This window comes from Pseudoduganella aquatica, assembly GCF_020865585.1.
GTDB lineage: Bacteria > Pseudomonadota > Gammaproteobacteria > Burkholderiales > Burkholderiaceae_D > Rugamonas > Rugamonas aquatica_A.
On the sequence record NZ_CP086370.1, the window covers coordinates 3736017 to 3761201 of the forward strand.

The 25185-nt window shown below is 61.2% G+C and carries 23 protein-coding genes; 7 read left to right on the forward strand and 16 right to left on the reverse strand.

Features of this window, described 5'->3' with window-relative positions; translation table 11 throughout:
• Positions 1-578: 578 nt before the first annotated feature.
• The gene (locus tag KT882_RS16680) at positions 579-1007 is read left to right on the forward strand and encodes a YybH family protein (protein WP_228892566.1); all 429 of its coding nucleotides are present in this window, start codon (positions 579-581) and stop codon (positions 1005-1007) included.
• 29 nt (positions 1008-1036) lie between these two features.
• Here KT882_RS16680 and KT882_RS16685 read toward each other — a convergent pair whose 3' ends face one another.
• A complete protein-coding gene (locus KT882_RS16685; RefSeq protein ID WP_228892567.1) occupies positions 1037-1378 on the reverse strand; it encodes a CzcE family metal-binding protein in 342 nt (113 codons plus the stop codon).
• A gap of 128 nt (positions 1379-1506) precedes the next feature.
• Here KT882_RS16685 and KT882_RS16690 point away from each other — a divergent pair, with 128 nt between their 5' ends.
• Complete coding sequence (locus tag KT882_RS16690; RefSeq protein ID WP_228892568.1) at positions 1507-2796, forward strand: type II restriction endonuclease; 1290 nt, start codon at positions 1507-1509, stop codon at positions 2794-2796.
• On the opposite strand, the gene KT882_RS16695 is transcribed toward KT882_RS16690, so the two are convergent.
• The 9 genes from KT882_RS16695 to KT882_RS16735 form a co-directional block, all read right to left on the reverse strand.
• Positions 2793-4178, reverse strand: a complete 1386-nt coding sequence (locus tag KT882_RS16695; protein ID WP_228892569.1) for a heavy metal sensor histidine kinase — start codon at positions 4176-4178, stop codon at positions 2793-2795. The genes KT882_RS16690 and KT882_RS16695 overlap by 4 nt on opposite strands.
• A 17-nt stretch (positions 4179-4195) precedes the next feature.
• On the reverse strand, positions 4196-4867 hold the full coding sequence (locus KT882_RS16700) for a heavy metal response regulator transcription factor (RefSeq protein WP_228892570.1): 672 nt from the start codon (positions 4865-4867) through the stop codon (positions 4196-4198).
• A gap of 118 nt (positions 4868-4985) precedes the next feature.
• Positions 4986-6323, reverse strand: a complete 1338-nt coding sequence (locus KT882_RS16705; RefSeq protein ID WP_228892571.1) for a hypothetical protein — start codon at positions 6321-6323, stop codon at positions 4986-4988.
• A 225-nt stretch (positions 6324-6548) separates the two neighbouring features.
• Entirely contained in the window at positions 6549-9713 is a 3165-nt protein-coding gene (locus KT882_RS16710) for an efflux RND transporter permease subunit (RefSeq protein ID WP_228892572.1), read from the reverse strand.
• Positions 9710-11227: an efflux RND transporter periplasmic adaptor subunit gene (locus tag KT882_RS16715; RefSeq protein ID WP_228892573.1), complete on the reverse strand. Its 1518-nt coding sequence runs from the start codon at positions 11225-11227 to the stop codon at positions 9710-9712. The genes KT882_RS16710 and KT882_RS16715 overlap by 4 nt, the downstream gene beginning before the upstream one ends.
• The gene (locus KT882_RS16720) at positions 11224-12540 is read right to left on the reverse strand and encodes a TolC family protein (protein WP_228892574.1); all 1317 of its coding nucleotides are present in this window, start codon (positions 12538-12540) and stop codon (positions 11224-11226) included. Before KT882_RS16720 ends, KT882_RS16715 begins: the two co-directional genes overlap by 4 nt.
• Positions 12541-12612: 72 nt before the next feature.
• Positions 12613-13008, reverse strand: coding sequence for a hypothetical protein (locus KT882_RS16725; RefSeq protein ID WP_228892575.1), 396 nt, complete (start codon positions 13006-13008; stop codon positions 12613-12615).
• Between the two features lie 55 nt (positions 13009-13063).
• Positions 13064-14149, reverse strand: coding sequence for a cation transporter (locus KT882_RS16730; protein WP_228892576.1), 1086 nt, complete (start codon positions 14147-14149; stop codon positions 13064-13066).
• 58 nt (positions 14150-14207) lie between these two features.
• Positions 14208-14612, reverse strand: coding sequence for a MerR family transcriptional regulator (locus KT882_RS16735; RefSeq protein ID WP_228892577.1), 405 nt, complete (start codon positions 14610-14612; stop codon positions 14208-14210).
• Between KT882_RS16735 and KT882_RS16740 the strand changes: the two genes are divergently transcribed.
• Genes KT882_RS16740 through KT882_RS16750 form a run of 3 tightly spaced genes read left to right on the forward strand, consistent with a single transcriptional unit; the run spans position 14611 to position 20340 of the window.
• Positions 14611-15927 carry a TolC family protein gene (locus KT882_RS16740; RefSeq protein WP_228892579.1) on the forward strand — a complete coding sequence of 439 codons (1317 nt, stop codon included), beginning with the start codon at positions 14611-14613 and terminating at the stop codon, positions 15925-15927. The two genes, KT882_RS16735 and KT882_RS16740, sit on opposite strands and share 2 nt — an antisense overlap.
• 3 nt (positions 15928-15930) lie before the next feature.
• Positions 15931-17136 (forward strand): efflux RND transporter periplasmic adaptor subunit, encoded by a 1206-nt coding sequence (locus KT882_RS16745; protein WP_228892581.1) that lies wholly within the window; start codon positions 15931-15933, stop codon positions 17134-17136.
• 36 nt (positions 17137-17172) lie between these two features.
• Positions 17173-20340, forward strand: a complete 3168-nt coding sequence (locus KT882_RS16750) for an efflux RND transporter permease subunit (protein WP_228892584.1) — start codon at positions 17173-17175, stop codon at positions 20338-20340.
• A 33-nt stretch (positions 20341-20373) separates the two neighbouring features.
• Here KT882_RS16750 and arsH read toward each other — a convergent pair whose 3' ends face one another.
• From arsH to KT882_RS16780, 6 genes are all read right to left on the reverse strand, one after another.
• On the reverse strand, positions 20374-21090 hold the full coding sequence (gene arsH, locus KT882_RS16755) for an arsenical resistance protein ArsH (protein WP_267478616.1): 717 nt from the start codon (positions 21088-21090) through the stop codon (positions 20374-20376).
• Positions 21083-21511: an arsenate reductase (glutaredoxin) gene (gene arsC / locus KT882_RS16760; RefSeq protein WP_228892586.1), complete on the reverse strand. Its 429-nt coding sequence runs from the start codon at positions 21509-21511 to the stop codon at positions 21083-21085. The genes arsH and arsC overlap by 8 nt, the downstream gene beginning before the upstream one ends.
• 13 nt (positions 21512-21524) lie before the next feature.
• Positions 21525-22805, reverse strand: coding sequence for an arsenic transporter (locus KT882_RS16765; RefSeq protein WP_228892587.1), 1281 nt, complete (start codon positions 22803-22805; stop codon positions 21525-21527).
• 78 nt (positions 22806-22883) lie between these two features.
• Positions 22884-23363, reverse strand: coding sequence for an arsenate reductase ArsC (locus KT882_RS16770; RefSeq protein WP_228892589.1), 480 nt, complete (start codon positions 23361-23363; stop codon positions 22884-22886).
• Positions 23364-23384: 21 nt separating this feature from the next.
• Positions 23385-23885 carry an arsenate reductase ArsC gene (locus KT882_RS16775; protein WP_228892591.1) on the reverse strand — a complete coding sequence of 167 codons (501 nt, stop codon included), beginning with the start codon at positions 23883-23885 and terminating at the stop codon, positions 23385-23387.
• A 14-nt stretch (positions 23886-23899) separates the two neighbouring features.
• Positions 23900-24229, reverse strand: a complete 330-nt coding sequence (locus KT882_RS16780; protein ID WP_228892593.1) for an ArsR/SmtB family transcription factor — start codon at positions 24227-24229, stop codon at positions 23900-23902.
• A 133-nt stretch (positions 24230-24362) separates the two neighbouring features.
• Here KT882_RS16780 and KT882_RS16785 point away from each other — a divergent pair, with 133 nt between their 5' ends.
• Positions 24363-24677, forward strand: coding sequence for an ArsR/SmtB family transcription factor (locus KT882_RS16785; protein WP_228892595.1), 315 nt, complete (start codon positions 24363-24365; stop codon positions 24675-24677).
• 46 nt (positions 24678-24723) lie between these two features.
• On the forward strand, positions 24724-25182 hold the full coding sequence (gene arsN2 / locus KT882_RS16790; RefSeq protein WP_228892596.1) for an arsenic resistance N-acetyltransferase ArsN2: 459 nt from the start codon (positions 24724-24726) through the stop codon (positions 25180-25182).
• Positions 25183-25185 lie beyond the last annotated feature (3 nt).

Below are 25185 nucleotides of genomic sequence, written 5' to 3' on the forward strand. Positions count from 1 at the left end.
AGCGATCCCGCCATCGCAGCGTGCTTAGACGCGGCGGCGGGGCGGACGCTCTAGCGCGGCAGGGAAGTGAATGGTCATCGCAGGTTCGATGGCGGCGATGGCGGAAGCGGAAAAACCGGGTGGCAGCGCTGGCTTGGACATGGTGGGCGCGGCGGCGGCGCCAACACAGCAACTCGCGCATTGGCTACACTTACCGTGCGCACCGGCGTCATGATTGCGCTCGCCGGTGCCGCAGTGCTCATGCTCCATCGCCGGGGCCGGCGAGGCATTTTCCACGTGATGCGCAGGTGTGCCGATACTGCCAGCCATGTCACTGCATGACATGAAAGCGACCGCTCCCCCTTGCAGCGGGAGAGCTGCAATTAAAAGCCAGAGCAAGAAACGGACGAATGAGCGCATAGGGATAAATAGTACCGCAGGCGTTTTTGAAATGCCAAGTTTTGTACACTACACCTTCCCACGGGAGGAAGGTCAAGGAAAATTCATCAGACACTCAGATTTTTGTGCACAGTCTTGCAAGCGGTGTCGGCGACTGATTTAATTGCGGTTTTTTAACATTCATTCTAATCGGAGACCCTATGCGCCTACCTGTTTCGCTCATCGCCCTGCTCGCCGTGAGCATCCCGGCGTTTGCAGCCACCCCCTTGGAGACGGTCGCCCAGTTTCACGCGGCGCTGGCTGCTGGACAATCCGATCAGGCCAGCGCATTGCTGAGCCCCGGCATTCAGATCTACGAATCAGGCTACGTCGAGCGTTCGCGTGAGCAATACACCGGCCACCATCTCAAGTCCGATATCGAATTTGCGAAAGCGACCAAGAATAAAGTGCTGAAACAAAGCGAGCGCACCGAGGGTAAGCTTGCCGTGGTCATGCAGGAAACCGAAACCACCGGCACCTTCAAAGGCAAGCCTGTCCATTTGTTCGGCACCGAAACCGCCCTGCTGGAGCAACAGGACAACAACTGGGTCATCGTCCATATCCACTGGTCGTCGAGGAAGGCTAAGTAGACACTGACAGTATGCCGCCAGGCGGTCGCTTAGTTCGTGTAGAGCGGGTTAGGCGCCACATACACCCATACGCCGTGGGTACTGATGCCTTCGGGAGCAATCGCCGCCAGTGCGAAGCTGTCGCTGTCGCGCAGCGTGTCGAACTGCCAGGTAAAGGATTTTCCTTCGACCTCGATGGTAACGACTTCGCCCTTGTCGACATTGATCGCTTTGGTCGCCGGCGAGACGATGATGGTACGCGTTGCCGCCGGCGCCACCACCGCGCTGCCCAACGCTGGATTGGCCTGCATACCGGGTTGATGCGCCATGGCGGCGAACGGCATCAGGGCGGCGGCGATAACTGCGGCGATTTTAGTTTTGATGGTTTGCATGATTTGGTCCTTTGTCGGTTTGGGTTTGATGCGTTTGGAAGTCGATGTGGCTATTCTACGGAGGCGACCCGCACACCCGCATGACCGAAAGATTACATTTACATTACAGCCTGCCCACTGGAGCTTTTTTGAATCCCGATATCCCCGTACCGGCGCTTATAGAGCAGCAACACCTACTCGATCAATGGAAGGCCGATCCGGTGGCGACGTACCGCACCTGGTTCCTGTGGGAGGAGCGGCTTAAGAACTTCCGCTCGATTCGCCGTGGGCTGCACGCTGTGGTCAAGGAGATCCGAGACGACACCTTTGGCGTTGCGTATCGTGGTTCGTCGCTGGAAACGGTTGTCCACTCAATCGCCGAACAGCGCCAGATCTTCAAAGGGGCCGACCACGCATTCCTGTGGAAGCCCAAGTTGCGGATTCCGGACATTTATGAAGACCGCGGCAATCAGCTGGCGTTCGCCCGTTTTCTTGATATGTGTCTGTGTTGCGATTCCGAGGCGGAAGTCGTCGATGCGGTGCGCCAGCTCGACGCCAGGCAGATCAAGGGACTGGGACCGGCTTGCGCCAATTTGCTGTATTTTTTGCACCCCACCCTGGTTCCGCCGAACAACACCGCAATCGTCAAAGGGTTCAACGCTTTCTTCGGGGCGAATGTGAAACTGGGACGATGGAATGAATACCTGGCGATGCGCGAGCGCATCCTGGAATTCAATGCGGTGCATCGGAAATGGCTGTCAAACGACCTGGGGGCGGTGGCCGGGTTCCTGTTCGACATCGGCTCCGGGCGCTACTCTATCGGTGCGACCAGCGCCATCGCAGTCGATTGGGAAGCCGATCTCGCAAAAGTGCATGAGGAAACCGCTGCGGCGAACAAAGCGCGCCTGGCGGCCAGCGAAAATGACCAGACCCATACGCAGGTACAAGGCTGGCTCAGGGATCTGGGAAAGGCCCTGGGCTTCGAGGTCTGGATCGCCAACAACGACAAAGGCCGCTCCTACGGCGGCGGGCGCCTGGGCGACGGATGCATCGCGTCCCTGCCGGCAGCCATTCGTGGCAGCGGCGCTGCGGACACCATTGCCCTCATCGACGTGCTCTGGCTCGACGCCGTGTCCGGCAAAATCAGCATGGCGTTCGAAGTCGAGCACAGTACCAGTATCTATTCGGGCATCGTGCGCATGCTCGATCTCGCACTTGGCGTGCCTGAGCACGAGGGCGCGGCATTTTTCCTGGTGGCGCCTGATGCGCGCGAAAGCGATGTGCGCGACCAGTTCGCCAGACCGGCGTTCTCGCGTGTCAGGGAGCTTAACGTGCGCTACATCGGTTACGGCGAACTGGCACGGCACCGGGATGCGATCGCCCGGTTCGGCAACGGCGAAAAGGCCATTCTGGCGATCTCCAAACCTTTGGCAAACTAGGCCCGCACGGTGGGGAAAAACAGCGAAAACCGCGTCATCCCGTGGCGTTCACTCGTCGCGCTGGCCATTCCGCCGTGCAGCGCCATGATCGACTTGACGATGGCCAGTCCCAGACCCGCCGAACTCGACTCGGAAGAGCGCGACGCGTCGGAGCGATAGAAACGGTCAAACAGCCGCGGCAGATGCTCGGCGCCGATCCCGGCGCCGGGATTGGCCACCGATATCGTCACACCCTCCGCCCCTTGCACGGCCTCCAGGCCGATGACGCCGCCGGCAGGCGTGTAGCGGACCGCGTTGGCGACCAGGTTGTTGACCGCCCTGCGCAACAGGTTGGCGTCGGCCCACACCACGCCGGTGGCGTTGATCTCGAACGAGACGTTCGCCTCCGAAGCCACTCCCTCGAAGTATTCCGCTATCACCGCAAGCTGTTCCGCCGCATCGAGGCGCTCTGTGCTGAGGGCGATCTGGTCGTGATCGGCCCGCGCCAGAAACAGCATGCTCTCGACCATCCTGGCCAGTCGCCCGAATTCCTCATAGTTTGACGAGAGCAGGCGCTGGTACTCCTCGCTTTCGCGTGGCTGTGAAAAAGCCACTTCGGTCTGGATCATCAAATTGTTCAGCGGGGTGCGCAGGTCGTGTGCGAGATCATCGGCAAACTGGGACAGGTTGTTGAAGCTGCTTTGCAGGCGATCGAGCACCGCGTTGAATGAATCGGCCAGCAGGCGCAACTCGGCCGGGGCCGCGTCCGCATCGAGGCGCATTTCCAGATTGTGGGCAGTGACCTGTCGCGCTTGTCCGGCGAGGGCCTTGACCCGCGACAGTCCATGGCGTGCCAGGAGATATCCCAATGCAGCGGTCAGTACAGCGCCGGCGATGGCCGCCGCCCACACCTTGAGACGGTAGGCACGCAATACCGCCAATCGCTCATCGGCCGTGCGTGCCAAGGAGACGCGCACCAGCTGATCGCCTGCGCCGATCCTGCCGGACGCGCTGATCACCCGCAGGTTGGCGCCGTCGGCCAACGCCCCTGGTCGGGTATCAGCGGTTGATGGCACAGCGTCTGCGGGGATCACGAAGCCGCCCTGTGCAAATCTACGCTCGGCGGTGTTGTGCACCAATGCCCGGCCACTGCTGTCCTCGATCACCAGCAGTAGCCCGCGGCGCAGATCGACCGCGTCGAGGAATCGGTGCGGATCGAGCCGAATGGATTCGGTAGTCGACGTTTCCTCCAGCAGATGCCTGATCTGCAGCATCCGCTCCACCAGGTCGACGTCGTCCCGATCCTGCAATTGCAGGGCCAACGCCTGATACAGATAGAAACCGACCGCCGAGAAAACGATGACCGCCACCGTGGCGAATAACACGCCCAGCTGCGCCGTCAACGAGTGGCTACGCCGCCTCATCTGCGGTCTTCCAGCACGTAGCCCATGCTTCGAATGGTGTGTATCAGTTTGACCGGGTAAGGCTCATCAATTTTGGCGCGCAAGCGGCGCACCGCCACGTCGACGACATTGGTATCGCTGTCGAAGTTCATGTCCCAGACTTGCGAGGCAATCAGTGGCCGCGACAGCACCTGGCCGACCCGCTTGGACATCAAATGCAGCAGGGCGAACTCCTTTGCAGTGAGATCAATTCGCTGTCCTGCGCGGGACACGCGGCGCTTTGGGACGTCGATCTCCAGATCGGCGATCTGGAATATTTCCGGCTCTTTGATCGGCCCACGGCGCAGCAGCGTGCGGATCCGGATGAGCAGTTCGGCGAACGCGAAGGGTTTGATCAGGTAGTCGTCCGCGCCCAGCTCCAGTCCCTTGATACGGTCGTTGAGTGCGTCGCGGGCGGTCAGAAACAGCACCGGAGTCTCTACCGTCTTGCGAAGTTCGGTAACGATCTGCCAGCCGTCCATGCCGGGCAACATCACGTCGAGCACGATGAGATCGTAATGGCTACTGGTTGCCGCGTGCAGGCCCTCGGGCCCCGTTTTCGCCCAGTCAACCACGAAACCGGACTCCGTCAGGCCCTTCTGGATGTACTCGCCAGCCTTTTGTTCATCTTCCACCACGAGCAAGCGCATGTCATTCCTTTGCAATAAAATCAATCGCGGGTGGTACACGGCCCTTGGGCGTGAGTGTACCGCAGCAAAGTGACGTGGGAATGGCGGGAGGATTACAACCTTGTCAGAAACCCCGGCGTCACCGCATGGCCAGTTTAGCGCGGAAAAATATCATGTAGGACGATGGGTTGGAACCATACACGCTGTCAAGCGCCGAGGGCGCCCAGTGCTTGCTCACCAGCGCGCCGGCGCCAAACTTTACCTTGCCCGCGCTGAACAGGTCCTGCACAACGCCCACACTGAGCTTTCTGACGTTGAACACCTGTCCATGCAGCGGCGCGTCTTCCTGGAATAGCTCGTCATTGTCCACTTTCTCGAATCGCCCGAATACCGTCGTCTTGGCCGTCACGTGCAAGGCCGATTCGAGCAGGAAGCCATTTGTCGAAGGGCCGGTATCCTTCCGGTTGCGTCCCCAGGCTAAGGTCGTTTGCGACGTCGAAGAACCGAAGGCATGCTCGTAAGATGCCGACGCGGTGGTTCGCTTCACCGACACGTCGGGCTCCAACAGCTCGGGATTATCCAGTCGGCCGTGGCTGACCTGGAGCGACCACGCCGGCGTCGGATTCCACGACAATCTGGCCGAGGCTGAGTCCAGCTTGCGAGTTTCGATGTTCCATCGGAACTGGTCGGGTTCGCGGCCATTGAATGCCGAGGCCTCCAGCTTTACATTGCGCCATACATAACCGGCGGTGAGTACGCCAAAGGTAATGTGCGTGGAATCGAGCCAATGATGCGTCAGCGGCGCCTCGGGATTATCCATGCCCGAGGCGCGATGCATGTAGGCGGTCGGACCCAGCGCCGGCTCCCCCGGCAGGCCACCGTACACAAAGACCGAACTGTCCTTCCCAATGGCATAGCTGTAGCTGGCCGCCAGTTCCATGAAGAGTTCATGAGGGTGCTGGCGGTTGATCAATGGCTGCCTGCCGTCGGCGGTCTCCCCCGTCTGGAACAACAGTGGGTAACCGGCCTTGCCGATGGTCGGATCGAGCGAAATCATGGCCCGCAAACCCAAAGTACCGCCACCCAGCGGCCGTTGCGCCATTCCCATCAACATGCTTTCCGCGAAAGCCTGGTGATCGCCGCGCGGTCCGCCCTGATGGTCATACACCGCGTTGACGTAGCCGTGTGCCATGGTCATCCAGTCACCGCGCATCGCGTGGATCCCCTCCATTGGCGTGCTGTCGGGCTGCCAGCTAGTCCCCGACGCTTCACGCGTCATGGGATAGGAGCCAAACATGCCGGTCATCCCAGTGTCATGGTCCCCCTTGTCCATGGCCGACATGCTTTTCCGGTCATGGTCCATGTTACGGTGATCCATCTGTTCCTGAGGCTGCGGCGCCGCCATGTTGTCTGCTGGCGCATCCTGTGCGTTGGCGATGCAGGAAACCGCCAACAACGATGTGAATAGTATTTTCATCAATATAGTCCTCCGCAAACGTAGCCCGGCTTCGAGCTTGAATCTAGAAGACTACGGTCACTCCTGTCGGGCCAACGGTGCGCCGGCGCACAAAACGCGCGACGTCCGTTTCACGCTCTCTTGGTGCAAACGAATTGAATGGCAAATATTTGCCAACCGCTTAACGTGGAGGGCGTTTGAGGCGCCCTGCCCGCAACAGATTGATCTCGACAAGTGCGGAGCTGATCACCTATTTTGTTGTTGGGAGAGGGCTGTTGATTGGCGAGCGGGGATCGACCTCCGGCGGAGCAGCAGGAAAACCGCCGGCACGACCAGCATGGACAGCAGCGGTGCAGTGACCATGCCACCGACCATCGGGGCGGCGATGCGCTGCATCACTTCCGAACCGGTGCCGGCGCCGATCAGGATCGGCACCAGGCCGGCGACAATCACCGCCACCGTCATCGCCTTCGGCCGCACGCGCAGGACGGCGCCTTCGCGAATGGCAGCGACCAGATCCTCTTCGCTGCCCCGCCCGTCGGCCTGGCGTGCGTCCCACGCGTGCTTGAGGTACAGCAGCATGATGACGCCAAACTCAGCTGCGACGCCAGCGAGCGCGATGAACCCGACGCCACTGGCGACTGAGAGGTGATGGCCGAGCAGCCACAGCAGCCAGATACCACCAGCCAGGGCGAACGGCAGCGTGGCCATGATCAACAGCGCTTCATCCGCCATTCGGAAGGTCAGATACAGCATCACAAAAATGATGAGCAATGTCGCCGGCACGACGACCTTCAACCGCGCTGTGGCCCGCTCCAGATATTCGAATTGCCCCGACCACGAGACCGAATAACCAGCTGGCAGCTTCACTTCACGCGCCACGGCAGCTTGCATGTCGTGCACGGCATCGGTCAGCGAGCGCCCCCGGATATCGACATAGACCCAGCCCGACAGGCGGGCATTCTCGCTTTTGAGCATTGGCGGCCCGTCGACAATGCGAATCGCCGCGACATCGCCAAGGCGCAACTGGGCGCCGCGGCCCGTGAGCACCGGCAACTGCCGCAGCTTATCGACCGAGTCGCGCACTTCGCGCGGATAACGGACATTGATCGGGAATCGCTGCAGGCCTTCCACGGTCTCGCCGATATTGTCGCCACCGATCGCGGCGGTGATCACGCTATGCAAGTCGGCGACGTTCAGGCCGTAGCGGGCGGCGGCCGTGCGGTCGATGTCGATATCGACATAGCGGCCGCCATTGAGTCGTTCGGCCAGTGCCGACGAGACACCGGACACCGTCTTGACCGCCCGCTCGATCTCACCGGTGATCCGGTCGATGTCCTGCAGGTTGGTGCCGGCCACCTTCACTCCCACCGGGCTCTTGATGCCCGTGGCCAGCATATCGATGCGGTTGCGGATCGGCGGCACCCAGATATTCGACAGGCCCGGCACCTTGACGATGCGGTCGAGTTCATCGATCAGCTTATCGGTCGTCATCCCTGGACGCCACTGGTCGCGCGGCTTGAACTGGATCGTGGTTTCGAACATCTCCAGTGGCGCCGGATCGGTAGCGCTTTCCGCGCGCCCAGCCTTGCCGAACACGGTTTGTACTTCCGGTACTGTCTTAATGAGACGGTCGGTTTGCTGGAGGAGTTCGGCCACTTTGCCCGCCGAGATGCCCGGCAGCGCCGACGGCATGTAGAGCACATCGCCCTCGTCGAGCGGCGGCAAGAACTCGCCGCCAAGCCGGCTAGCCGGCCAGAAGGTGAGCAGCATCACCAGGGCGGCGACGACCAGCGTCCCGACAGGACGGCGCAGCACGGCGTCCAGCACCGGGCGGTATAACGCGATGAGGGCCCGGTTGAGGGGATTGTCGCGCTCGTCCGGGATACGGCCGCGTATCAGGTAGCCCATCAGAACCGGAATGAGCGTGACGGATAGGGCTGCTGCGGCGGCCATCGCATAGGTCTTGGTAAAGGCCAGCGGCGCGAACAACCGCCCTTCCTGCGCCTCCAGGGTGAAAACCGGAATGAAGGAGAGCACAATGATGAGCAGCGAGAAGAATAACGCCGGCCCCACTTCCGCGGCTGCGTCGCCCACCACGCGCCAGCGCTCTTCGCCCGCCAGCACGCCTTGGGGATGTTGGTGGTTCCATGCCTCGATATGCTTGTGGGTGTTTTCGATCATGACCACGGCCGCATCGACCATTGCACCGACCGCGATCGCGATGCCGCCCAGCGACAGGATGTTGGCGTTGACACCCTGGTAGTACATGATGATGAAGGCGATCAGAATGCCGATCGGCAGCGTGACGATGGCCACCAGTGCCGAGCGCAGGTGAAACAAGAAGATGGCGCAGACGATTGCCACGACCACGAATTCCTCGACCAGCTTGCCCTGCAGGTTGCTGACCGCGCGCTCGATCAGGTGCGAGCGGTCATACACCGTGACGAGTTCGACGCCAGCAGGCAATCCGGCCTTCAACTTGTCGAGTTTGGCCTTCACCGCGCGGATGGTCTCCAGCGCGTTTTTCCCGGAGCGCATGATGATTACGCCGCCAGCCACCTCGCCTTCGCCATTGAGTTCCGCGATGCCGCGCCGCGTCTCCGGTCCGGTCTGTATCCGCGCGACGTCCCCCAGGTGTACCGGCACGCCGGCGACGGAGGTCGTCAGCGGAATCTGGCGGAAGTCATCCAGCGTTTTAAGATAGCCGGAGGCGCGCACCATATATTCCGCTTCGCCCATCTCCAACAGGGAGCCGCCGGTCTCCTGATTCGCCTTTCGCACCGCGTCGATGACCATATCGTGCGTAATGCCATAGGCGCGCATCTTGTCCGGATCGAGCACGATCTGATACTGGCGCACCATACCGCCGATGCTGGCCACCTCCGACACGTTGGGCACCGACTTCAGCTCGTACTTCAGGAACCAGTCCTGCAGCGCGCGAAGTTGGGACAGATCCATCTTGCCGCTGCGGTCGACCAGCGCGTATTCATAGACCCAGCCGACGCCGGTCGCATCGGGGCCGAGCGCCGGCCTTGCCTGCGCTGGCAGTCGCGACTGCACCTGGCTCAAATATTCCAGCACGCGCGAACGCGCCCAATACGGATCGGTGCCGTCCTCAAACAGGATGTAGACGAAGGAATCGCCGAAGAACGAATAGCCGCGCACCGTCTTTGCCCCCGGCACCGACAGCATGGTCGTGGTCAGCGGATAGGTGACCTGGTTCTCGACGATCTGCGGTGCCTGGCCGGGATAGCTGGTGCGGATGATGACCTGCACGTCGGACAAGTCCGGGATGGCGTCGAGCGGCGTGCGCGAAAGCGACCATACGCCCCACGCAGCCAGCAGCACCGTCGCCAGCAGGACCAGAAAACGGTTGGTGATGGACCAACGTATCAACTTGGCGATCATTTTCCGCTCCCGCTACTAGCGGGCGTGCCGCGCTTGGCAATATCGGTAATCCGGTACATGCCATCGTCCTCTTGGCGAATCCCGAACGTGACGGTGTCGCCCGCGACAAGCCCGGCCGGTACCCCGGCGGCAGGTGGCTTGAATCCCATCGTCATGGCGCCCCACTGCAAGCTGGCGATGGGGCCGTGCGATAGCGTCACTTCGTCCTTGCCGATACGTTCGACCTTGCCTTCTCCGCGGTGCACGGGCGCCGTGACCGCTGCGGGAGGTGCCGGAACGGTCGGCGCCATGCGCGTGGCGGTGCCCTTCAAGCTGGCTTCCGAATCGACCAGGAACTGCCCAGAGACCACGACTGTCTGTCCTGCTTCCAGGCCGCTTCGGATTTCACTCTGGCCGTTCGCTTCAACGCCAACCTCCACATCGGTCGCCCGGAATTTGCCACCGGGCTCTGCCACCATCACTACCGCGCGCGTACCGGTTTGAATCACTGCCTCGGTGGGCACCAGCAGGACGTCGACGCGATCGCCGGCGCTCAGCGCCACCGATACGAACATGCCGGGAGTCAGTTGTCCGGCCGGATTGGCCACCTCGATGCGCGCCTTCACGGTTCGCGTAGTCGCGTTCACCTCAGGCAAGATCGCGCCGACCTTGCCGCTGAAGACGGAACCGGGCAAGGCCGGCGTACGCACCTGCACCGCGCTGCCTGGCTTCACCCGTGCCACCTGGTTTTCCGCCACCTCCGCCAAGATCCAAACGCTGGACATGCCGTTGATGCGGAACATTGGTGCGCCGGTTGCCACGGTCATCCCTTCGCGGACCGCGAGGTCTGTCACGACGCCGCTGATGGGTGCGGCAACAGTCAGTCTGGCGCGAACCGCACCGCTCGACTCTACGATCCTGATCTGCTCGTCGGTCATACCGGCTAGCCGCATGCGCTGGCGGGCCGCATCCAGCAGCGCCACATCGGCACGCGCCATGCGTTTGACGGACAGGTAGTCTTCCTGCGCGGCGACCCAATCCGGGACGTAGAGCTCGGCCAGCGCCTGGCCCTTGCGCACCGGATCCAGTGGCGCGCGGACATACAGCCGCTCCACATAGCCATTGCTGCGTGCCTGCACCAGCGCCACATCGCGCTCGTTATAGGCCACGCTACCGACCGCCTCCAGCGGCAAGGACAACATCCCCTTGCTGACGCTCGCGGTGCGGATACCGAGGTTTTGCTGGACACGGGGATCGATGCGGATCGCGCTGGCGTCGCCGGCGTTCTCCGCATACACCGGCACCAGTTGCATGTCCATGAAGGGTGATTTGCCGGGTTTATCGAATTTTTGACCCGGCACCATCGGGTCGTGCCAGTACAGGACCTTTTTCTCGCCCTCAGCGTGCGCAGCTGGCGCAGTTCCTGTCGAGTTGGCCTGTTGTCCATGATGCAGTCCGGCCAAGTACAGGCCGACGCCGGCGGCGACGCTCAGTGCCGCCACACCGGCGGCCGTGATGATCTTGTTGCTTTTCATTTGATATCCCTGCTGGAGATGGCTGCCGCGTGTACACCCGTGCCGGTAGTCGGAAGGAGGAAGTTAAGCTGCGCCCACAATCGCGCCACGTCGGCATGGAGCTGGATCACTTGAAGGCGGGTGTCGGTCTGTCCTCGTCGTGCGGTTAATACGTCGGCCAGCGACGCTTTACCGCCGCGATATGCAGCCAGTGTTGCGTCCACGCGCTCGTTTTCCAGTGGCAGCAATTCTCGCTGATAGCGTTTATAGCGCTCACGGTTGTTTTCCCATTCGAGGATCATCGAACGCGTTTCAGCCTCGTGAGCGCGCAGTGCTTCCTCTCGGTCAGCTTGGGCCTGTCCCGATGCCGCCAGTTTTGCGGCGAGCTCGCGATCCTGACGGTCTTTGCGATTCCACTGCAGGGGGATGGACACGCCGAAGGAGACCATATTGGAATACGCCGATCCGCGTTGCTGGAATGCGACCTCTACGCTCCAGTCGGCGCTACGATTGGCCTCGGCTAGCTTGACCTCGGTTCGGGCGACGGCCACCTGGCGCGCAAGCACGGCGATCTCGGGATGGTGCGCCAATTGGCTGCCGAGCGCGGCGGGATCAAGGGCGATGCTGTCCAGGTCCGGCAAGTGTGCAAGCGGCGTCGCATCGGTGCCAGTCCAGCGCGACAACATGGTCGCTGCACTGCGTACGCGGCGCTCGGCGTCGCTGGCACGGTCCTGAACCAAAAGCACGGCCGATCTGGCGGCGAAGACGTCGGACTGACTGCCGCGGCCAGCACGATAGGCGCCCTCTGCTGCACTGACGGCATCGCGGGCCTGAGCCAGCTGCTCGCTGACAACATTGGCCATCTCCCGCGCGAAATGGGCGTCCAGCCATGCCAGCGCAGTGTCTCTCTCGATGGCGGCGGCTGTGGCATCCTTCGCCGCAGACTCCTTCTCCGCCAGTAATTCATAAGACTGCGCGCGCAAGCGGCGCTTGTCAGCGGCGGTCAGTTCCTGCGACAGGCCAATTCTGCGCATGGTCATGAAATCACTGCCCACGTTGTATCGATCGGCGCCGGACACCGGTAAATTATCGATACCGGCCTTAATGACAGGATCGGGAAGCTGGCCTGCTGCGACCGCCAACTGCCGGGCCGCGTCGATAGCGAAATCGGCGCCGCTTAGCTGACGCGAGCGCTGCAGCGCCAGGCGCTGGGCCTCGGCCAGCGTCAGATTTTGTGCCGATACAGACGAAGCTACCAGCAGCGCGCATACGCACGCAAGGGTGGCAGCGCATAGCCGCCGCGTCCTCAAGGGACGAAGAAATAGATAGGACATGACCACTCCGTAAAACGATAGACCACACCGACCGCAAACAAGCGGCGATGGCGAACTAAGCGATAAGGAGTGTCAAATGCGGAAACAGCAGTGCTGGATGGCCAACGGCGGCGAGGTGGCGCGAGTCAAGGGGACGGACTCACGTGAAAATGCGAGCGCAGGGGCGGAGCGTTCGATGCGGGGAAGCACCAACTCCAATTCGCAGGGGACAAATGCCTGAACAGCCGGTGTGCTAGAAGTGTCTGCGGACTGGTGGCCAGCATCGCAATGCGCGGCGCACAGCGACGGACTGGACTTATCCATACTCATGTCCGTGCAGCCGGGCATGTCGGGCATGCTGACCGCCTCCGGGGCTTGCTGCCCGATCAGCACGGGGCAGGCATAAGCCGCCACAGCCAGCTGCGCAAACAGCAGGCTGAAGAGCATAATGATCGCCGCGATCAGACGCGTAGGCCGGGACAGTTTCATGATGACGCAGATAGTAGCACAAGGCGCCTTCGTCGTGCCGTCAGCCCAACGACGTTCAATTTAGGCGCAGGATTCGGCGGGCACCGTTCAGCACAATCACGCCGATGATGAGTCCGACCACCAGATCCGGATAGCGCGATCCCGTCCAGGTGACCAAAGCCCCGGCGACGATAACGCCCAGATTGGCGATGACATCGTTCGCCGAGAAAATATAGCTCGCTTTCATGTGAGCGCCGAGGTGGCGTTTTTTAGCAATCAGCACCAGACAAGCAACGTTGGCCACCAGCGCGACAGCGCCGATTCCCATCATGGCAACCGACTCCGGCTCGCTGCCGGTAATACCTCGGCGCAGCACTTCGCCTAGCGCGCCAAGCGCCAGTACCAGTTGTAACCATCCAGCAGCGTGTGCGGCATGCTTCTTTAGCTGCGCAGAACGGCCAACCGCATACAGGGCAAGGATGTAGACGGCGGCGTCCGCGAACATGTCGAGGGAATCGGCAATCAGTCCGGTCGATTGGGCCAGCATACCCCAAATAATCTCGACGAAAAACATAAGGCCATTGATCGCGAGGAGCCAGTGTAGCGTGCGCGCCTCGCCTGCATCATCGTTGGGTTCCGGGCGACGAAGTTTGTCGGGATCCGCCGATTCGGACGAGATCAGCTTGGCTCCGAGCCCCAGCGGCGCTAGTCGGTCGACAATGGCATCGGCGGCGCCTTGGTGTGCCACCTTCAAGGTTTGCCTGGCCAAGTCAAATTCGAGCGTGCGTATCGCCCCAAGGTCAGACAGTGCCATGCGGATGATGTTTTCTTCGGACGGGCAATCCATTTTTGGAATGGCGAGTACGGAAATGAAACCAGTATCGCCACTCTCCTCCCAAGGTGCACTGGAATGCAACTGCGCGCCAAGCTTTAACGGCAGCAATGCATCGAGCACTGCTTGGGCATCGTTGACATGATCAACGGTGACCGTTTTTCCCGCGAGGTCGAACTTTATGGCGAGGATGCCTTCAACTGGGGCAAGCGCCATCCGGATCAGGTTCTCTTCCGAAGGACAGTCCATTTTGGGCACCGATAAGGTGCTGCGGCGCCGCTCCGTCTCGGTGGGCATTGGCGAGGAAATAAGGGAATAGTCTTTGCTCATGATGCAAGGTTAAACGTTAAAGCCGCTTTAACGTCAAGAGAAAGACGCGCGCACCCTACTACTGCTTAGGTTGCAGCGCATCGATAATGCGACAGTTCGCCACCAGCCCGCCCTGACAGGAGGCGAGTAGATTCGCCAGGCGATCTTTCAGCGCCGTCAAATCGGCAATTTTCTGTTCGACGGCGTGTAAATGTTCCGCTGTCATTGCCATCACTTCACAGCAGTCCGTCTCGCGCTGGTCGGAAAACGCCAGCAGGCTGCGCACCTGATCGATCGTAAATCCGATATCGCGCGCGCGCCTGACGAAAGAAAGCCGGGCCAGATCCAGCTGGTCGTACAGGCGATAGTTCCCATCCGATCGGGTTGGTGCCGATAAAAGCCCGATTTTTTCGTAATAGCGGATGGTGGCTGCGGGTATTTCTGCCGCACTCGCTAGCTGCCCGATAGTAAAAGAAGTAGACATGGCGCTTGACCTTAAAGTGACTTCAAGGTTTATAAAGTGTGCTTATCAATCCGTCAAGCGCTTTTCTACCATGCCATTCAAAACCCCAGTTGCGCTGCTTTCGGCGATGCTCGCGGCAATGCCTGCGTCAGCGCTCTACGCTCAGGGTATTCCCCTGACACTCGACAGCGCCGTTGCCAAAGCGCTGCAGAACGCGCCTGCGCTACGCGGCGCCGACGCCTCCATGCAAGCGGCAGACGCCGCGGTTTCTATTGCCGCCTTGCGGCCCAACCCGTCACTTTCCGTGGAGGCCGAAGGCGCAATGGGGTCAGGGCGCTACGCCGGTTTTGGCGGCAGCGAGCGCACGGTGTCGCTGTCAGTCCCACTGGAATTGGGCGGAAAGCGTGAGGCGCGCATAGCCGCTGCCGAGGCAGATCGCCGTGCCGCCAGTCTGGGTGCTAGCAGTGCGCGACTCGATGTCACTTATCGGGTGACGGAGGCGTTTATCGCGTTGGCTGCGGCCGAACACCGACTGGTGGTATCCCGAAACGGCAACGATTTGGCCATTCAGGCTGCTCACGCCGCGCGGGAACGGGTTCGCACCGGCAAGGCCTCACCGATTGAGGAGCAACGGGCCGGGGTCGTGCTGATCAACGCTGGCGTCAAACTGGGAAAGGCCCAGCGAGCACTCTCATTGGCGCACGCTGATCTGGTGCGCCTTACCGGCGATCAATCGGATACCGCCATTCGTGCCGGCTGGTTTGCGATCCCCAGCACGGTACCCACGATGGGTAGTGCTGGGGTGGCGCCGTCCGTCACGGCAGCGCAAGCGCAACTTGACGCCGCTGGCGCCAGGATCGAGGTCGCAAAGCGGGACCGCATTCCGGATGTGACCATCACGGTAGGCACCCGCCGCTATGGCGATAGCTCGGATCGGGCAATGGTACTGGGGCTATCGGTTCCGCTGCCCCTATTCAATTCAGGGACGGCTGCGTTGACACGCACACGCGCCGAGTACGACCGCGCGCAAGCTGAACGTGAGGCCGTGGTACTCGACACTCAGCAGGCGATTGCACATGGCTATGCCGAGGTCGCTGATGCAGAGGCTGCGGCGCGGGCAAGCAATGGCCCTGCGTTGGCCGCCGCCGAAGAAGCGGCCCGGATCGCCCGCATCGGCTATGCCGAAGGTAAGTTCGCGCAACTCGAACTGATTGAAGCCGAGCGCTCGCTGGCCGAGACACGCGAGGCGGCAATCGATGCGTTGGGGGCGTTTCATCTGGCGCAGGCTCGCCTCGCTCGCTTGCAAGGCAACCCCAACCCTATCTACAAGGACTAACCCATGCACTTGTTACTTCGATGGAGCGCCTGTGCCGCTCTACTCGCCCTTGCCGCCTGTTCTCGTGGCCCTGCAGGTGAGCACCGAGAGCCAGAAGCCGGGCATGCCGAGGCGCCGAAAGCAGCTGCCTCCACTTTACCGACCAAAGACGCGTCAAACACCAAGCCGGAAAGCGAGGAGCGCGAGAAATCCGACGCGATCGCCCTCAGCGAGAAACAGATTCGTGATGCGGGCATCGAGGTCGCGGCGGTGCGTGCCGGGTTCGCTGGTGCTATCGAGGCGCCAGCGGTCGTCGCGGCAGACCCGCAGCTTTCCGCGCTGGTCGTGAGCGCCGTTGGTGGCCGCGTGATCGAGATCCGCAAGCAATTAGGCGACACCGTGAAGAAAGGCGAGCTGCTGGCAATCATCGATAGCCGGGAGGCGGCGCAACTCGGAGCGGACGTCGCTATTGCGCGCAGGCAGATGGAACTGGCCGAAGCCGCCTTCCGTCGCGAAGAGCGCCTTTTTGCCGAAAAGGTGTCGTCGCGCCAGGATTACGAATTAGCCAAAGCCGCGCTGGAGGATAGCCGCACCCGGCTGCGTCTGGCGGAGCAGCAGCTTGCCAACGCCGGCGGCGCAACCCAGTCCAGCCGGGTCAGTCTGCGCGCGCCAATAGACGGCGTCATCACCGCAAGACAGATTGCCCTGGGCGATATGGCAGAAGCGAATGCCAAGCTGTTTGAGGTGGTCAACCTGAATCCCCTGTCCGTCGAGCTGTCTTTGGCACCGGCTGACGCTGCACGTCTCGCCGTGGGCGCAGCGGTCGACGTTATGGCAGACAACCGCAGCGGCAACGGCCGCATCGTCAGCCTGTCGCGTGTGATCGATCCCGCCACCAGGCAGGTGCGCGCCATCGCATCGCTGCCCAATCCAGTCGGTAACTGGCGGATCGGCGAGACCGTTCGCGTGTCAGTTGCGCTGGCCGACAAGCAAGTGGGCGCCCAGTTGGCCATTCCGCGTACAGCGCTACAGACCATCGAAGACAAGCCCAGCGTCTTCGTGCGGACAAAAGAAGGGTTTGCGATTCGACACGTGGTACTCGGGCCTGCGGCGGCCGGCTACGTCACCGTGCAATCCGGACTCGACGGTACTGAACGCATCGCAGTGAGCAACAGTTATATTCTCAAAGCCGAGCACGGCAAGGGGCAAGCAGGAGAAGATCATGACTGACCACGATGCTATGAAAGCGCAGCCGGGGTGGCAGGCATGATCGCGCGTATTGTCAGCTTTTCCGTGGGGCGCCCTTGGCAGGTGCTATTGGCTACCCTGCTGCTGGCCGCACTTGGGGCATTCGCGCTGAGTAGACTGCCTATCGACGCGGTGCCCGATATCACCAACATCCAGGTGCAAATCAACGTTGTGGCGCCTGCGCTGGCGCCAGCCGACGTCGAGCGTCAAGTCACCTACCCGATCGAGACAGCGTTTGCGGGCATTCCGGGCTTGGACTCGACGCGCTCGCTCACGCGCCACGGCTTTGCGCAGGTGACAATCATCTTCAAGGACGGTACCGACATCTATTTCGCGCGCCAGCAAATCGCAGAACGCCTGCGCGCGGTGGAGCGTTCCCTGCCGCCGGGTGCACGGGCGACCGTAGGGCCGATCGCCACCGGCCTGGGTGACATTTTCATGTGGACCGTTGAATTTACCAACACCCATACCGGCAAGGCAGGTGCCGGCATGGCGCCGGACGGTAGCTACGTCACGCCTGAGGGACAGGTTCTGCGAACGCAGCAGGAAAAGGCCACCTACCTGCGCACAGTGCAGGACTGGATTGTGGCGCCGCAGCTGAAAAACACGCCAGGCCTGGCCGGCGTGGACGTCATTGGCGGCTATGTAAAACAGTATGTGGTGACACCTGACGCCGAGCGCCTCGCCGCATTCGGCATCAGTCTGCCAGCGTTGGCCGAAGCGCTTGAACGCAACAATACCAGCGCCGGCGCCGGTGTGCTGGTGCAGAACGGCGAAGCATTGACGGTTCAGGCCGACGCGCGCGTAATATCCAGCGAGGAACTGGCCAGAACCGTGATTGCGACCCGCAAGGGCGTGCCGGTCGTGTTGTCGCAGGTGGCCACCGTTAGCATCGGCCAGGAAATGCGATTTGGTTCCGCTTCCGAAGGCGGTGTCGAGGTCGTGGTGGGCACGGCCGTAATGCGTATTGGCGAGAACAGCCGCACCGTGGCGGCAGCCGTCGATGCGCGCTTAAAGGAGATCGCCCGCTCGTTGCCGCCGGGACTGATCATCAAGCCTGTCCTGAACCGTACCCGATTGGTTGACGCTACGATCGCTACCGTGGCGACCAACCTGACCGAAGGGGCGTTGCTCGTCATCGCCGTACTGTTTGCACTGCTCGGCAATCTGCGGGCCGCACTGATCGCCGCTGCGGTCATTCCCGTCACCATGCTACTCACGTCGGCCGGCATGCTGCGTGTAGGTTTGTCCGCCAATCTCATGAGCTTGGGGGCTCTGGACTTCGGTCTCATTGTCGATGGCGCCGTCATCATTGTAGAAAATGCTTTGCGCCGACTTGGAGAGCGCCAGCAAGATGCCGGGCGCACCTTGACCAAGGCCGAGCGGCGCGACGTCGTCGCGAGTGCGGCCCGCGAGATGGTACGCCCCAGCGTCTACGGCCAGGCCATCATCATGCTGGTGTATGTCCCCCTGTTATCGTTCCAAGGGGTGGAGGGACGCATGTTTTCACCGATGGCGGTCACCGTGATATTGGCCCTGGCGTTCGCCTTCGTGCTGTCCCTGACGATGGTGCCGGCGGCTATTGGGCTGTGGCTATCGAGTCCGGTTCAACACAAGGAAAACCGGATCGTTGCGGCCACCGCGAAGGTCTATGGGCCTTGGCTAGAACGCGCAATGGCCCGGCCAAAGTTGGTGGTTGGTCTCGCGGCGGGAGCCCTCACCGCCGCACTGCTGCTGTTCCAGACGATGGGACAGGAATTTCTTCCCACGCTGGATGAACAAGATGTGCTCCTGCAGGTGGCGCGTATCCCCGGCACCTCGGTCGATCAAAGCCAAGCGATGCAGTTTTTGGTGGAGAAAGCCGTGGCCAAGTTACCGGAGGTGAAGCTGGTATTTTCCCGCACTGGTACCGCCGAGCTGGCAGCCGATCCCATGCCACCTAACATGACCGATACATTTATCATCGTTAAGGATCGTGCCGAGTGGCCCGAGCCGCAGATGAGCAAGGCGGAGCTGGTGGAAAAGATCGAGCGCACGGTGGCCGATATTCCTGGCCAAAACTACGAACTGACCCAGCCCATTCAGATGCGATTTAATGAGCTGCTGGCCGGTGTCCGCGGTGACATCGCCGTCAAGATCTACGGCGACGATTTTTCCACCATGGTGCGTACAGCCGAACAGGTGGCCGCACAGCTGCGCGCCGTCGAAGGCGCAACGGATGTGCGCGTCGAGCAGGTGCAGGGATTGCCGCTGCTTGATGCAAGGCCGGATCGCGACGCAATGGCGCGGGTTGGACTCACGGCGCAGGATGTATTCGATACCTTGGCCGCGGCTGTGGCCGGGCGCGAAGCCGGCACCGTGTACGAAGGCGACCGCCGGTTTGATGTGGTAGTAAAGCTCGACGATGCTGGACGCAACGATATCGACACGCTGCGCCGTTTGCCGGTGCTGACGCCCTCCGGCAGCTTCGTCCCACTGGGGACTGTCGCGTCGCTGCAGCTCGCCAAGGGGCCCAACCAGATCAGCCGCGAAGATGGCAAACGGCGTGTAGTAGTGCAGGCGAACGTGCGCGGCCGTGATATTGCCGGCGTCGTTCGTGAAGCCCAGGCCGCCATTGACGCCAAGGTTGTCCGCCCGCCCGGTGTCTGGCTGACTTGGGGCGGCCAATTTGAGAACCTCGAACGTGCGCGCCTACGACTGGCCGTCGTGGTGCCGTTATGCTTCATCCTGATTGTCGGCCTGCTTTACTCGGCCGTGGGTTCGTGGCGCACCACCGCCGTCGTCTTCACCGGCGTGCCACTGGCCCTGATCGGCGGCATCGTCGCACTGTGGTTGCGTGGTTTGCCGTTTTCCATATCCGCAGCAGTCGGCTTCATCGCCCTTTCCGGCGTGGCCGTGCTCAATGGCCTGGTGATGGTGGGGTCGATCGATGCGTTGTCAAAAACGCTGCCGTGGGAGCAAGCCGTGAGAACCGGTGCGTTATACCGTCTGCGTCCGGTGTTGATGACGGCATTGGTCGCTTCGCTGGGCTTCGTTCCAATGGCCTTGGCGAATGGTGCAGGGGCTGAAGTGCAGCGTCCGCTGGCGACCGTGGTGATCGGCGGACTGTTCTCGGCGACCCTCCTGACATTGTTTGTACTGCCTTCCCTGTATGCCAAGGTAGGACGGGGAACGCAGGCGGATTGAAGCGAAGCGCTGCGCGACACCGCGCGCAGCGCACTAGATTTTCTTGATCACGCTATCGATCGCCTTCATGTGCCGCTCATTGCGCTCGCTATAGCGGCTCGTCAGGTAGTCGCTGCGGCCGCGCAGCAGGAGCGTCATTTTGAACAGTTCCTCCATGACGTCGACAACGCGTTCATAATAGCCCGATGGGCGCATGCGCCCTGCTTCGTCGAACTCCTTGTATGCCATCGGCACCGAGGACTGGTTTGGAATGGTGAACATGCGCATCCAGCGCCCCAGCAGACGTAGCGTGTTGACCACGTTGAAGGACTGGGAGCCGCCGCAGACCTGCATGACCGCCAGCGTGCGGCCCTGGCTGGGGCGGATCGCGCCCATTTCCAGCGGTATCCAGTCGATCTGGTTTTTCATGACGGCCGTGATGGCGCCATGCCGCTCCGGGCTGCACCATACCTGCCCTTCAGACCACAAACAAAGCTCGCGCAGTTCAACTACCTTCGGATGGTCCTCGGGTACGCTGCCGGCCATCGGCAGCTCCGTCGGATCGAAGATCTTCACTTCGGCGCCGAAGTGCTCAAGGATACGCGCCGCCTCCTCCGTCAGAAAGCGACTGAACGAGCGCTCGCGTAGTGAACCGTAGAGCATCAGAATACGTGGCGGGTGGTTCATTTCGCCGACCTGAGCGAGCTTGTCCATGTTTGGGATATCAAACTGATCGGGATTGATGTTGGGCAGATTGGCAATCTTATCCATGCTTGATACGCTCCCCATTTTCGTCGATCACGCGCTCGCCGTCTTCCTTCGTGAAAGCGCCACGCTGCGGCTGCGGCAGGATATCGAGCACGAGTTCCGATGGCCGGCACAGTCGCACGCCCAGTGGCGTCACGACGAATGGGCGGTTGATCAGAATGGGATGGGCCACCATCGCCGCAAGCAAGTCCATTTTGGTTTTGGACGGCGAATCCAGTCCGAGCTCAAAATACGGTGTGCCTTTTTGACGGATTGCTTCGTGAACCGTCAGTCCTGATTTGGCGATCAGATCGATCAGCGTTGCCTGGTCTGGCGGATGCTTGAGATATTCGATGATGACAGGCTCGATGTCGGCGTTGCGGATCAAGGCCAGGGTATTGCGGGAGGTGCCGCATTCGGGATTGTGATAGATCGTGATGGTCATAATAAAAGTTCCATTAAGCCAGGCGTACTGCCAGCGCCGCTAGCGTGATCAACAGAACCGGCAAGGTCAATGCCACGCCGACTCGGAAATAGTAGCCCCATGAGATCTGAATATCCTTGCTCGCAAGGACATGCAGCCACAGCAGCGTCGCCAGACTGCCAATCGGCGTAATTTTTGGACCCAGATCGCTGCCGATGACGTTGGCGTAAATCATCGCCTCGCGCACCACGCCTTGCGACGTCGTGGCGTCGATCGACAGCGCGCCGATCAAAACTGTGGGCATGTTGTTCATGATCGAGGACAGTATTGCGGTGATAAAGCCGGTACCGAGCGCGGCGCCCCAAACGCCATAGGCCGCGCATTCGTTGAGTACACCGGTCAGGTAGTCGGTCAGGCCGGCATTGCGCAACCCATAGACGACCAGATACATGCCCAGCGAGAAGATCACGACCTGCCAAGGCGCGTTACCGAGCACCTCGCGTGTGGAGATTTTGTGGCCGCGCGCGGCCACCACCAGCAGCAATAGAGCACCCACCGCCGCGACGGCGCTGATCGGCACGCCCAAATGCTCCAGCCAGAAGAAGCCGACCAGCAGCAGGCCCAATACCCACCAGCCGGTGATGAAGGTGGCGCGGTCATGGATCGCTTCTGCCGGCGCTTTCAATTGCGCCAGGTCGTAATTGGCTGGAATATCCTTGCGGAAGAACCACATGAGGGCCGCCAGCGTGGCCGCCACGGAAATCAGATCCACCGGTATCATGACCGCGGCGTAGCGCGCAAAGCCGATGTTGAAATAGTCGGCCGATACGATGTTAACCAGGTTCGATACCACCAGCGGCAGGCTGGCCGTATCGGCAATGAAGCCGGCGGCCATCACGAAGGCGAGTGTCGCTTTGGCCGAAAAGCGCAGCGCACGCAGCATGGCGATGACGATCGGCGTCAGGATCAGCGCCGCACCGTCATTGGCGAACAAGGCCGCCACCGCTGCGCCCAGCAGGACCAACAGCACAAACAGGCGTTTGCCGCTGCCGCGCCCCCAACGGGCGACGTGCAGCGCAGCCCATTCGAAGAAGCCAGCCTTGTCCAGCAGCAGGCTGATGATGATCACCGCGACAAAGGTGCCGGTCGCGTTCCAGACGATGTGCCAGACCACGGGGATATCAGCGGTATGGATCACACCCGCCAGCAGCGCGACGACGGCGCCGGCGGAAGCGCTCCAGCCGATGCCCAGGCCGCGTGGCTGCCAGATAACGAGGATCAAGGTGGCGAGGAAGATCAGGAATGCGATAAGCACGGCTAGTCCTTGTTGGAGATGTCAACGGTAAAGAGAGAAAACCGGCTGGTCGCGCCGGTTGAGTACCTTCCAGCGAACTCAGGCCAGAATGGTGCCGATTTTGTCGAGCTCGATCTTCAGCTTGGCTTTGTCGTTAGTCAGTTCGGCCAGCGGCAGCGCCAGGAACGCTTCAACGCGAGCGCGAATAATCCGGTAGGTCTGCTCAAACGCCGTATTGATCTCTTCCTCCGTGCCCACCACGTGGCCGGGATCGTCGACGCCCCAGTGGGTACGCAGCACCGGGCCCAGGTAGGCCGGGCAGGTCTCGCCGGCCGCGCTGCTGCAGACGGTGACCACGATGTCCGGCGTCACCGGCAGGTTGTCCCAAGACTTGCTGTAGTAGCCTTCGGTGGAAATCCCTTTGCTGTGTAGCAGCGCCACGGCGCGTGAGTGCAGCTTGCCGGCAGGTTGACTGCCAGCGCTGATCGCTTTCAGGCCGGCGGGCGCCAGGTGGTTGAAGGTCGCTTCGGAGAGAACGGAGCGGCAGGAGTTGCCGGTGCAGAGAAACAGGATATTCATGGTGAGCGTGAGGTAAAAAAATTAAACGGAGGTTTCGCCGATCGCCTGGATTTCACGCTGGATGGCGTTCTTTTCCAGCATGTGCAGCGGCAGGCTGACGAAAATGTTCATGCGGGTCATGATCTGACGGAAGATGCGGTGGAATGCAGCACGCTTTTCTTCGTCGGTACCCACCACTGCGGCGGGATCTTCAAAACCCCAGTGTGCTGACATCGGGTGACCGGGCCAGTACGGGCATGTCTCACCTGCTGCGTTGTCGCAAACGGTGAAAATAAAATCCATGTGCGGGGCGTCGGGGGTGCCGAACTCGTCCCAGCTCTTGCTGCGCAAGTCGGTGACAGGGTACCCGGTGTTGGCCACCTGCTCGATGGCAAACGGATTGACCGTTCCGCCAGGGTGGCTACCGGCGGAGAACCCTTTGAAGCGGCCCTTCCCCATCGTCGTCACCAGGGCTTCTGCCATGATGCTGCGCGCCGAGTTGCCGGTGCACAGGAACAGTACGTTGTAGACTTTATCTTGCATAGGAATTCTCCAGTTCAGGTGGATGTGGATGGCGTGTCGCAGCCAGCTGGCCCGCAAGGAATACCGCCGCAGCAGTTTTCGGTCAGGTAGCCAATAAGCCCATTCATCACCATAGTGTCGGCGGCATAAATCACGAAACGGCCTTCGCTGCGCGAGGTGATCAACTTGGCGTGCACGAGCTCCTTCAAGTGAAACGACAGCGAGGAAGGCGCGATATCGAGCTGCTCGGCGATCTTGGTGGCGGCCATGCCGTCTGGGCCGAGCTGCACCAGCAGCCGGAAAATGGCCAGCCGGCTTTCCTGTGCGATCGCCGCCAGTGCGGCCAAAACTTCCTTGGTTTCCATTTGATGCTTCCACGATTCAGTAAGTATTGAAATATGATAGCGCATAAGCTACGACATTTCAAAGAATATCGAAGTATCTTGACAGCTTGATGACAACGGCTTATTCTTTATTCGTCGATTAACGAATGAACCTATGAAAACTTGTTGTGATACCCAGGCGGCCGGCGCCGCCGTTCTTGAAATTGATGCCGGCGAGCTTGCACTGATGTGCAAAGCACTGGGCCATCCGGCGCGCGTCCAACTGCTGAAATACCTCTCGGCGTATGGCGCGTGCTATTTCGGCAGTCTGGCGGAGGTGCTGCCGCTCGCAGCGTCGACGATTTCGCAGCACGTGACGATCCTGAAGCAAGCGGGACTTATCCTCGGCTCGTCGGATGAGCAGCGGGTGTGTTATTGCGTCAATCCTGAGCGCTTGGCGCAACTGAAGCTGTTGATCGGTGGCCTGTAATTTTTTCTCTTTTATTTCGTCATTCGACGAATAACAAATAGGAGCAATGATGAGAAGCGCAGAACCCCAATTCCCTGCATTCCGCCCAGCCGCTGCTGACGACTGGGGGACGATTGAAGCCTTGTTGACGGACGCTAGCCTCCCACTGGAGGGTTCGCATGCTCATCTGGCCAGCTTCATCGTGGGAGAACTCGAAGGCGTAATTGTTTGTGCCGGTGCACTGGAGCCCTACGGGGAGGCGGCGTTGCTGCGTTCGGTCGTTGTGTCGGCAAATCGGCGTGGCTCAGGATTCGGTGCGATATTGTTTGACGAGGTGAGCGGCATGGCGAAAGCGCGCGGTGTCGACCAGCTGTTCCTGCTGACGACAACGGCGGCGCCGTTCTTCGCGCAGCGTGGTTTCGCCGTCGTTGCGCGCGAGACGGTGCCGGCGGCACTGCAGGCATCACACGAATTTCAGGGGGCCTGTCCCGCTTCCGCCACGTTGATGTGGCTGTCTTTGAAGTGATTG